Source organism: Pseudomonas sp. GCM10022186, assembly GCF_042656385.1.
Classification (GTDB): Bacteria; Pseudomonadota; Gammaproteobacteria; order Pseudomonadales; family Pseudomonadaceae; genus Metapseudomonas.
The window spans coordinates 18,943-27,784 of record NZ_JBHSOU010000057.1 but is presented as its reverse complement, the minus strand read 5'-3'; the positions used below and the strand labels follow the sequence as shown (position 1 = coordinate 27,784).

Annotated in this window: 6 protein-coding genes; 3 read left to right on the top strand and 3 right to left on the bottom strand. The window is 65.2% G+C overall.

The features are described from left to right. Window positions 1–281 precede the first annotated feature (281 nt). Genes ACFPU0_RS18430 through ACFPU0_RS18420 form a run of 3 tightly spaced genes read left to right on the top strand, consistent with a single transcriptional unit; the run spans window position 282 to window position 3,838 of the window. Window positions 282–944, top strand: coding sequence for a paraquat-inducible protein A (locus tag ACFPU0_RS18430; protein WP_377694718.1), 663 nt, complete (start codon window positions 282–284; stop codon window positions 942–944). Beyond that, on the top strand, window positions 931–1,554 hold the full coding sequence (locus ACFPU0_RS18425) for a paraquat-inducible protein A (protein WP_377694717.1): 624 nt from the start codon (window positions 931–933) through the stop codon (window positions 1,552–1,554). The genes ACFPU0_RS18430 and ACFPU0_RS18425 overlap by 14 nt, the downstream gene beginning before the upstream one ends. Next, window positions 1,547–3,838, top strand: coding sequence for a PqiB family protein (locus ACFPU0_RS18420; RefSeq protein ID WP_377694716.1), 2,292 nt, complete (start codon window positions 1,547–1,549; stop codon window positions 3,836–3,838). The genes ACFPU0_RS18425 and ACFPU0_RS18420 overlap by 8 nt, the downstream gene beginning before the upstream one ends. Before the next feature lie 126 nt (window positions 3,839–3,964). Here ACFPU0_RS18420 and mksF read toward each other — a convergent pair whose 3' ends face one another. The 3 genes from mksF to mksB are packed head-to-tail and all read right to left on the bottom strand — an operon-like array spanning window position 3,965 to window position 8,765. Then, window positions 3,965–6,799, bottom strand: a complete 2,835-nt coding sequence (gene mksF, locus ACFPU0_RS18415) for an Mks condensin complex protein MksF (protein ID WP_377694715.1) — start codon at window positions 6,797–6,799, stop codon at window positions 3,965–3,967. Continuing rightward, window positions 6,796–7,506: an Mks condensin complex protein MksE gene (mksE, locus tag ACFPU0_RS18410; protein ID WP_377694714.1), complete on the bottom strand. Its 711-nt coding sequence runs from the start codon at window positions 7,504–7,506 to the stop codon at window positions 6,796–6,798. Before mksE ends, mksF begins: the two co-directional genes overlap by 4 nt. Then, window positions 7,506–8,765, bottom strand: a complete 1,260-nt coding sequence (mksB, locus tag ACFPU0_RS18405) for an Mks condensin complex protein MksB (RefSeq protein WP_377694713.1) — start codon at window positions 8,763–8,765, stop codon at window positions 7,506–7,508. The genes mksE and mksB overlap by 1 nt, the downstream gene beginning before the upstream one ends. Window positions 8,766–8,842: the final 77 nt, after the last annotated feature.

Genomic DNA, 8,842 nt, shown 5'->3' with positions numbered 1-8,842 from the left:
GCCGATGGTAGTGTGGAGCTTCTCCATGCGAGAGTAGGTCATCGTCAAGCGCCTATCCCAAACCCCCGATACGCCCAGGCGTGTCGGGGGTTTGTCTTTGCGCGCGGGAAAAGCTTGGCTATGTCTGCGTTAAGTGTTGGGATGTGGCGCCAAGGCCGTAGAGTGGGCTTCAGCCCACCATCGTAGGTCAGCGTGGGCGACAGCGGCCGGAAACGCTTGAGCCGCGACCACGCTAGCCCGCTCGTCTAAAATAGCCGCGTTATCCCAAGAGCTTTGCCGCCATGCCTGAACAGGCTGATCAACGCCCCTTATCCGAATTGCCCCTGCACGATCTGATCGCATGCCACGAGTGCGACCTGCTGATGCGTCGTCCCGATCTTGGCGAAGAACAGAAGGCCTGCTGCCCTCGTTGTGGCTATGAGCTGGTGGTGCACCGCTCGCAGATGGAGCGACGCGCACTGGCGCTGGTATTCACCGCGCTGCTGCTGTTCGTCCCGGCCAACTTCCTGCCGATCATGAAGCTCAACCTGCTCGGGCAGACCACCCAGGACACCGTCTGGACCGGAGTGGTGGGCCTGTATAACACCGGAATGGAGGGTGTCGCCGTGCTGGTGTTCCTGTGCAGCATGGTCATCCCCTTGGTAAAACTGTTGTGTCAACTGGTTGTGCTGGTCTGCATCAGTACCCGCCGGGCCCTTGGCCTGGGGGTGCTGCTCTATCGCCTGTACCACCATCTGCGGGAGTGGGGGATGCTCGAGGTCTATCTCATGGGCATCCTGGTTTCCATCGTCAAGCTGCTCGACCTTGCCGACCTGCACCTGGGCATCGGCCTGGTCTGTTTCATCGGACTGCTGCTGTCCCAGGTCTGGCTGGAGGTCACCATGTCGCCGCACCAGGTCTGGGACGCGCTGGATGCGGAAGGAGAAGCACATGCGCGCCATTGATGCCGGCATCATCGTCTGCGATGAATGCCACCAGTTGAACCGTCCGGAGTCGGACGACCACCATGACACCTGTCGCCGCTGTGGTGCCGAACTGCACCCGCGCCGCCCCGACAGCCTGGTCCGCACCTGGGCGCTGCTGATCACGGCTGCCATCCTTTACATCCCGGCCAACGTCCTGCCGATCATGACGGTGAACTTCCTTGGCAATGGCGCGCCCTCCACCATCATGGGCGGCGTGATCGAGTTGATCCACGCTGAGATGGTGCCGATCGCCCTGGTGGTCTTCGTCGCCAGCATCCTGGTACCCACTTTCAAACTGGTAGGCATCGCATTGCTGCTTTACTCAGTTCAGCGGCACCTGCCCATGTCGCCGCGGCAGCGCATCCTGATGTACCGCTTCATCGAATGGATAGGTCGCTGGTCCATGCTGGATATCTTCGTCATCGCCATCCTGGTGGCGCTGGTGAACTTCGGCAACCTGGCCAGTATCGAAGCCAACCTTGGGGCGGCGGCCTTCGCCAGTGTGGTGGTCATCACCATGCTTGCGGCAGTGACTTTCGACCCCAGACTGATCTGGGACAACACCGATATGGACGACGAGAATGCCTGAGCTGCCAACGCCAAAAACCAAGAAAACCACCAGTTGGTCCGCCATCTGGGTGCTGCCCCTGTTGGCGCTGCTCATTGGCCTGTGGCTGGCCTGGAAAGCCATGAGCGAGGCTGGTATCGAGATCCAGATACGCTTCGAGAACGGCGATGGCATTCAGGTGGGCAAGACCCAGTTGATGTACAAGGGCATCCAGGTGGGCAAGGTCACCGACCTTCATGTCAGCAGTGATATCAAGGGTGTGATCGCCACGGTCGAGGTGATGAAGGAAGCCGAGCCTTACCTCAGCAAGGACACGCGCTTCTGGCTGGTTCGCCCGCGGGTCTCCCTGGCCGGCGTCACCGGCCTGGAAACCCTGGTTTCCGGCATCTACATCGCCATCGACCCGGTCAAGGGTGAAGCTGCGCGCAAGTACGTGGCCCTGGCGGAACCGCCGCCGCTTTCCGATTCGCTGCCCGGTTTGCACCTCACCCTCAAGGCGGAGCGGCTGGGATCCCTGGAACAGGGCAGCCCTGTCTATTACCGGCAGATCCAGGTCGGCCAGGTGAAGAGCTATCAGCTCGCCGAAGACCAGCGCACCGTCGAGATCAAGGTGCATATCCAGCAGCCCTATGCCCACCTGGTGCGCAAGCACACGCGCTTCTGGAACTCCAGCGGCCTGAATGTCACCGCCGGCCTGTCGGGGGTGAAGATCCGCACCGAGTCCCTGCTCAGCATCATGGCCGGCGGCATTGCCTTCTCCACTCCGGAGCACCGCCAGGACAGCCCGCCCACCGATCCCAGCATTCCCTTCCGCCTGTACGACGGCTTCGAGGCCGCCGAGGCCGGCCTGCGGGTCCTGCTGCGCATGGACGACGTCAGTGGTCTCAATCCTGGTAACACGCCGGTGATGTACAACGGCGTGCAGGTCGGCACCCTGAAGAAGCTCGACATGGACAAGGACTTCACCGGCGCCACCGCTGAGCTGACCATGGAGCCGCGCACCGAAGACTACCTGGTGGAAGGCACTGAGTTCTGGACGGTGAAACCGTCGATCTCGCTGGCCGGCATCACCGGTATCGAGGCCCTGGTGAAGGGCAACTACATCGCCGTGCGCTTCGCCAAGGAAGGGACGCCGACCCGCGAGTTCAAGGTTCGACCCAAGGCGCCGCCGCTGAATACCGACGCCCCCGGCCTGCACCTGGTACTGACCAGCGACCGCCTCGGCTCCCTGGAAGTGGGCAGCCCGATCCTGTTCCGCCAGATGCGCGTGGGCAGCGTGCAGAGCTACCAGCTTTCCCGCGACCAGCAGCGGGTGGTGATCGGCATCCACATCGAACCCGAGTTCCAGAAGCTGGTGAACGAGTCCACCCGCTTCTGGAATTCCAGCGGCATCAGCCTGAAGGGCGGACTGTCGGGCGTCGAGGTGAAGAGCGAGTCCCTGCAGACCCTGCTGGCCGGCGGCATCACCTTCACCACGCCCGATCCCAAGGCCAAGCCGGTGACTCGTCCACGCCGTTTCACCCTGTACCAGGATGAGGCCCAGGCCATCGACAAGGGTACTCCCATCGAAATTGCCATTCCCCAGGCCGAGGGCATCAAGGAAGGCACCCCAATCCGCTTCAAGGGCATCGATGTGGGTGAAGTGCAGACCGTGACGCTGAACAATGACCTTTCAGGCGTGGTGGTCAAGGCGCGCCTCACCCAGGCTGCCGATCGCATCGCCCGTGCCGGCACCCAGTTCTGGGTGGTCCGGCCGGAGCTCGGCCTGCTGCGCACCGCCAATCTGGATACCCTGGTCAGCGGCCAGTACCTGGAAGTCCTGCCGGCCGGCAAGCCCGGGGCGGCGCAAACCCGCTTCACGGCCCTGGCCCAGGCGCCGGACCCGATTGCCCGCCAGGAAGGCCTGCGCATCGTCCTCAGCGCGCCGCGCCGGGGTTCGATCAAACCCGGTGTGATCGTCAACTACCGCGAAGTGCCGGTAGGCAAGGTACTGTCCTACGAACTGGGCAAGACCGCCGACCGCGTCTTCATCCATGTGCTGATCGAACCGCGCTACGCGCCCCTGGTGCACAGCGGCAGCCGCTTCTGGCACACCAGCGGAGTGGGGGTGGACGCCAGCCTGTTCAAGGGGGTGAAGGTGCGCACCGAATCCCTGGAGTCGCTGATGGAGGGCGGTATCTCCTTTGCCACGCCGAACGAAGGGCAGATGGGCAACCGGGCGCTCGATGGCCAGACGTTCGCGCTGCATGACGACGCCGAGGAGGAGTGGCTGACCTGGGCGCCGAAGATTCCCCTCGGCAAGTGATGCCCATTGGTGGAAATCCACTTCGTGGATTTTCACCCTACAAGGGCGCTCCGTAGGGTATTGGTCCACCAGGACCCGGAAAGCAAAAGGGCCGATTGCGGCCCTTTCGTTTTTTCCGGAGTCGGATCAGGCGGGTTCGGCCGCCGTCTCCTCGGCTTCGCTGGCGGCCTTGGCTACCTCACGACGCTTGATGAACTTCCAGTCGGCCTCGTCGATGTAGATGCCGTTCGGGCCGCTGCCGCCTTCCAGGTCGATGGCGACGTTGGCCGATACCTGCGGCTTCACTGAGGCGAGGATGGGCGTGAAACCCAGCTGCTGACTGGTTTCGATCAGCGCCTGCTGGTTGCGCTCGTCGATGTCCGCCGCCTCGTCCAGGTAGTAGGGCAGGCGGATGCGGCCGGCCTGCTCGCGGTCCATCAGGTGCAGCAGCAGGTACATGTTGGTCAGCGCCTTGATGGTCATGGTGGTGCCGTTGGAGGCGGCGCCATCGATGTCGGTGTGGATGACCGGCTGGCCGTGCACCTTGGTGATCTCGAACGCCAGCTCGAACAGGTCCTTCAGGCCCAGCTGGTTGCCGTTGGCCGCCACCAGGCGCGCCAGGTATTCCTTGGCTTCCTCGTTCTTCGCATCCTGGTCGCTGGAGTTGGTCAGGTCGAACACCGAGAGCGTCTCGCCTTCCTCGTACTGGCCGGCGCTGTGGATGATCTGGTCGATGTGGCGCAGGGCTTCCTTGTTCGGCGCGAGGACGATGCGGAAGCTCGACAGGTTGGACACCTGGCGCTTGTTGATCTCGCGGTTGAACAGGGCCAGTTGGTGTTCCAGGTTGTCGTAGTCGCTGCGGATGTTGCGCAGGGTCCGGGCGATGTCCGTCACGGCTGCACGCCGGGCCTTGGCCAGGGTCAGGGCCTCGTCCTGGCGGTGGGCGTAGGCGTTGATCAGGAGCTGCAGGCGGCGCTCGGCGTCGTCCTCGCTGTCGAACTTGGCCACGCCCTTGAGGCGTACCTGGGCGTAGAGTGCCTCGATCTGGCCGTCGATGCGCTGCAGCGCCTGCCAGGTGTCCTGGTAGTCGTTGAGCAGCGGCAGCAGGTTGTCCAGGCTGTCGTCCACCGGGTCCATGAAGGGCTTGCCGAAGGGCAGGTCGGCGGGCAGCAGCTGGCGGCGGCGCAGGGCGTCTTCCAGGGTGCGTTCCTTGGCTTCCAGGTCGGCCAACTGGCGGCCCACCAGCTGCAGCTTGGCGGACAGCTGCTGGACGCGCTCGGTAAAGGCATCGGCGGAACGCTTGAGCTCGTCCTGGGTGGCTTCCAGTTGCGCCAGGTCTTCCAGCTTGGCCGGTTCCTCGGCGGTGAGCGTCTGGGTCTTGCGGAAGTCTTCCAGGGCTTTCTGCGCATCCAGCACGTCCTGGTAGAGCTTCTCGGCCTGGGCCTTGCTCGCGGCGCGGTCGGCGGCCACCGACTGCTGGGTCTTGAGCTGCTTCAGCTCGCGCTCCAGGCGGTCCTTCTGGTCGCGCAGGGCGGCGCGGTCGGCCAGGGCCTGCAGGGCCGGCGGCTCGATATGGGAGAGGTCGATGGACAGGCCGGGCACCTCGAACTGGCTGCCCTTGAACTGGTCGAGCACGCTTTCCAGGGTCTTCACCCAGGCTTCGCCATCGTCCAGCTGGATGCCTTTCTCGCCCAGCGGCAGGCTGAACAGCTGGCCGTTGAACAGGCGCATCAGGCGATCGACGTCGGCCTGTGAGAACTCTTCGCGCAGGCGCGAGTAGCTGTTGTTGTCGGCGTGGTCGAGCTGCTGCTTGACCGCCTTCAGGCGTTTTTCCAGGTCGCGCAGGCGCTCGTCCAGGTCTTCTGCGGAGAACTGGCGGGATTGCGCCAGGGCGCCGGCCAGTTCGTCGTGGGCATCCTTGGCGGCGAGCAGTTGCTGCTCCAGCACCTTGGCGTCTTCCACCAGGGCGAAGCGGTTCTTCAGCACCGCCAGCTCGCCCAGCCAGCGTTGGTTCTCGGTGATGGCGCGCTCCAGGCGCATCATTTCCTGGGTGCCGCCGCGCTGCTCGTTCTGCAGGCCGTCCTGCTCGTTGCGGTAGTGCTCGGCCTGGATCACCAGCTCTTCCTTGCGCGCGCCGGAATAGTCCTGCCAGGTGCCCAGCAGGGAGTCCAGCAGCGGGGAGATGCGATGCAGCTTGCCGCGCAGCACTTCGCGCTGGGCCACGCCGTTGGCCAGGGCTTCCACCAGCGGGCCGGCGGCGACCAGGGCCTGGTAGTCCTGCTCCATGCGGCGCACGTCGCGGAAGGCCTCTTCGCAGGCGGCGATGTAGTCCACGCTGCCGGAGCGCAGGCTGTGCTCGAAGGCGTCGAGGAACAGCTGCTTGAGCTTGGCCGCGGTGATCTCGCGCATGTGCAGCAGGTTGATGAACAGCGAGCGGAAGGTCTTCAGGCTCTGCTCGCTGGTGGAGCGCAGCGGGATCAGGGTCAGGTCCAGCGGAATGGAGGTATGACCGCCCACCAGCAGGCGGCGCAGTTCATCGGGCTTGAGCTCGTAGGCCTTGATGCCTTCGCGCTCCAGGTTGTTGAACAGCTCGCGCTGGCGCAGGCAAGTGCCGTCGCGCTGGTAGTGCTCCAGGTCAAGCTCGCCGCGATAGGCGAAGAACTGGTGGCCGAAACCGCCGCCCGGGCCGCGGCCGGCGACGCCGATCACGTGGGGGCCGTGGGGCAGGGAGACTTCGACGAGGATGTAGCTGGTGTCGGTGGCGAAGTAGAACTTGCGCGACTGTTCCAGGCTGTACTTGCCGAAGCTCATGTCGGACATGCGCGCCAGGATCGGGAACTGCAGCGCGTTGATCGACGCCGACTTGCCGAGGTTGTTGGCGCCGTAGATCGACAGCGGGGTTTCCAGCGGGAACAGGCCCAGGCTGTAGCCGGCGGTGTTCAGCAGGGCGAAGCGGCGGATGCCGTAGCGTTCCTGGCTCATGCGTCTTCCTCCTGGGCGGCGCGTTCTTCGGCCATGGCGCGGGCCAGGGCGTCTTCTTCGGACTCGGTGTCGGCTTCGACGACTTCAGCGGTTTCGATGGGGATGATGGCGTCGCCGCTGTCGTCGTCCAGCAGCACCGGGGCGTGCAGCTCCAGGTCGGTGCTGTGCAGGCTGGCGGCCAGGTCGCGGTCGTGCTGCACCGCCAGGCACACGTCGAGGAAGCGGTGCATGGGCGGCAGGAAGCGGTACACGCCGTTGCTGTCCTCGGCGAAGCCGAGCTGGGTCAGGCGGCGGATGACCTTTTCTTCCAGCTCTTCATGGGTGGTCACCTCGGCCTGCATGAACAGGTCGCGGTACTTCTCCAGCAGGGCCGGCAGCTCGTCGCGGCCGATGCTGCCGCCGTCCAGCACGGACAGCGGGTCGCGGCCCTGGTCGGCCAGGTGCTCCACCAGGATGAAGGTGAACAGCGCCAGGCGCTGGGCGGTCTTGTTCACCTGGGCGCCCATCTGCTCGGGCACGAAGTAGTAGAAACCGCGCGGGTCGCAGATCAGCTCGAAGCCGAGGGCCTTGAACAGGGCGCGGTACTGGTCCTGCATGGTGGACAGCTGGGCGTAGCACTCCGGCTCGCTGCGGGAGAGGTGATAGCCCTTGAACAGCTCGCGGAAGATCGGCGCCAGCTGGGTCATTTCTTTCAGGTCGATATTCATCAGGAAGTCTTCTCGGCCGCGGCGGTGGGGCTTTTGATCAGGGCATAGGAACTCAGGCTGACCTGGTGCTCGGCGGTCAGGTACTCACGGCGCTCCAGGCGGTCGCGCGAAAAGCGCGCATCGCGGGACAGGCGCGAGAACCAGTAGAGCAGCTCGTCGGTGGCGCCTTCGGGCTCCTGCTCCAGCAGCCAGACCATCAGGTCCGGCAGCGGCAGGGCCTGCTCGCAGCGGTCGAGCATTTCCCGCGCGGTCTTCGGCGAGCGCGGCGCGGCGGCCTTGCGCGGGCCGCCGGACTTGGGGAAGTGCGCCGGTTTCGGCTGGAAGCGGGCCAGGGCGTAGACATAGGCCTCCACCTGGGAGCCGCTGCCGAGGAAGGTGGTCTGCGGCCGGGTGAACAGCGGCATCGCCGCCTGGGGCACGGCGTCCAGGCCCTTCTTGCGGATCACCGACAGCGCCAGGGCGGCACCGCGGGTCACGGCGTTGTGCCGGCGGGCTTCCTCGCGCAACGGCAGCAGCAGTTCGCGGGCCTTGCGCAGGGTCAGCTGGGCACTGGTCTGCATCTCCAGGATGCGCGCATGGGTGCGCAGCACCAGGTCGTCGTCCACCAGTTGGCCGAGGCGCTGCTGTTCGCCCAGCAGGCGCAGCAGCACCTGCTCGACGCGGCGCACGCCCTGTTCGAAGGCGCCGTCGGCGGCCACCAGCTGGATCATCGGCTCGACGTATTCGTCCCAGGTGGCCAGCACTTCGGCGTAGCGCTGGCGCAGGGGAATCTGCCGGTCGCTGGTCTTGGCGCGGTCGGCCACGGCCACCAGCGCCTGCTCGTCGTTGTCGAGCTTCTTCAGCACGTCGCGCACGCGCATGTCGAGCAGGCGCAGCTGGCGCGCCAGGTCGTTGCCGTCGCGGATCTCGAAGGCTTCCTGGATGTAGCCGGCGAGGCGTTCCAGGTGGCGCAGGTAGGCTTCGATCTCCAGGCACAGGCCGAGGCGGTGTTCGCGCCGCAGGTAGGCGAGGAAGTCGTGGATCTGCGCGTTCAGCTCGAAGCGGTTCGGGCTTTTCGCCACGGGAACCAGGATGTCCAGGCGCACCCAGAGGTCGAGCAGGGCGGTGATGTCGGTGGGCGTGCCCTCCGGCAACTGGCCGGCGAGCTGCACGCGCAGTTCCACCAGGCTCAGGGTGCCGCTATCGAAGCGCTCGCAGAGCGGCTCGAGCAACGTCCAGTGTTCGGCTAGGGCGCGCAGTACGCGCTTGGGATCGATCATCGATGGGCCGGGTTCGCTGAAAAAAGAGGCGATTGTACTTCAGGTTGCCGGTGGCGATTGAGCTTCAACCGATCAGA

Excerpts from the sequence above, each read along its gene's own strand:
- mksF (WP_377694715.1), bottom strand. The coding sequence starts at position 6,799 with ATGAGCCAGGAACGCTACGGCATCCGCCGCTTCGCCCTGCTGAACACC.
- mksB (WP_377694713.1), bottom strand. The coding sequence starts at position 8,765 with ATGATCGATCCCAAGCGCGTACTGCGCGCCCTAGCCGAACACTGGACG.
- mksE (WP_377694714.1), bottom strand. The coding sequence starts at position 7,506 with ATGAATATCGACCTGAAAGAAATGACCCAGCTGGCGCCGATCTTCCGC.
- ACFPU0_RS18430 (WP_377694718.1), top strand. The coding sequence starts at position 282 with ATGCCTGAACAGGCTGATCAACGCCCCTTATCCGAATTGCCCCTGCAC.
- ACFPU0_RS18420 (WP_377694716.1), top strand. The coding sequence starts at position 1,547 with ATGCCTGAGCTGCCAACGCCAAAAACCAAGAAAACCACCAGTTGGTCC.
- ACFPU0_RS18425 (WP_377694717.1), top strand. The coding sequence starts at position 931 with ATGCGCGCCATTGATGCCGGCATCATCGTCTGCGATGAATGCCACCAG.